The sequence below is a fragment of the Kitasatospora sp. NPDC093558 genome, assembly GCF_040683475.1.
GTDB lineage: Bacteria > Actinomycetota > Actinomycetes > Streptomycetales > Streptomycetaceae > Kitasatospora.
The window spans coordinates 1-1,166 of the sequence record NZ_JBFBDY010001308.1; the positions used below are offsets into that span (position 1 = coordinate 1).

Here is a 1,166-nt window from a genome sequence, read left to right on the forward strand (position 1 = left end):
GCCGCGGTCTCCGGCGAGCCGCCCGGATCCGCCGAGAAGAAGCGGTTGTTGTAGTCGATCCGGGATTCGGCCACCGGTCTCACACCCCCGTCCCCGTCCCCGTCCCCGCCCCCGCCGCCGGGGCGATGGCGAAGGCCGGGCGGAAGACGCCGTCCGGGTCGAGCCGCCGCTTGAGCGCGGCGAGCCGGCGGTGCCCCTGCTCCCCGTACGTCCGCACGGCCCGCGCCGTGTCCGAACCCTCCGGATCCGACAGGTAGTTGACGTAGCCGTCGCCGGACGTGCCCCAGGGCTCGGCGGCCCGCGCCACCGACTTCGCCCACGCGATCCGTTCGCGGTCGGCGTCGGCCGGCTCCCAGATGGCCATGCCCGTGACGTTGAACCGCGCCGCGCGCCAGCCCACTGCGGACGGCCGTTCGGGTTCCCGCCGCACCGCGCCGCCGAAGGCCTCGAGGTAGACGGTGTCGTTGAACGCGCCGCGCCAGCGCCCGGCGTGGAACCGTTCCACCAGCGCGGCGACCAGCTCGTCCGGCAGCCCGTCCGTGCACCGGGCGCTCCAGTAGTGGCGCAGCCCGTACGGCAGGCGGCCGAGCAGCTGCTGCATCGACAGGTACGGGCGCCGCTCGACCTGCCAGTCCAGCACCTCCGGTTCGCGCAACTGCTTGTCGAGCTCGGCGGGGTAGCCGGGGTCGGTGCCGCTGTAGCAGACGCTCAGGACCGCCGCCGGCTCCTGCCCGGGCCCGTACCGCTCCAGCAGCAGGATGCAGACGAGCTCGTCGGGGCCCTCGGTGCCGAGCCGCCGGAACAGCTCGACCGCCCGGGTCATCTCGTGGGCGGGGTAGGCGACGGTGCCGCCGTGGACGGTCGTGACCGGGTGCAGCCGGAAGACGAACTCGTCGACGACGCCGAAGTTGTGCCCGGCGCCGCGCAGCGCCCAGTCCAGCTCGGGGTCGGTGTCGGCGTCGACGGCCAGGCGGTCGCCGTCCGCCGTGACCAGCGAGTACTCCAGGACGTTGTCGCAGGAGAGGCCGTAGCGGCCCATCAGGTGCCCGATCCCGCCGCCGAGGGTCAGCCCGCCGACGCCCGTGGTGTCGAACGTGCCGCCGGTGACGGCAAGGCCGTGCCGGGAGGCCGCGGCGTCGAACTGGGCCAAGGGCGCGCCGCCCTGC

At 74.8% G+C, this 1,166-nt stretch carries 1 protein-coding gene; it reads right to left on the minus strand.

What is annotated here, in order from left to right:
- Window positions 1-79: 79 nt before the first annotated feature.
- Window positions 80-1,166 (minus strand): FAD-binding protein (locus AB0O00_RS40575; RefSeq protein WP_363659674.1); only part of this gene is annotated, 1,087 nt, incomplete at its 5' end.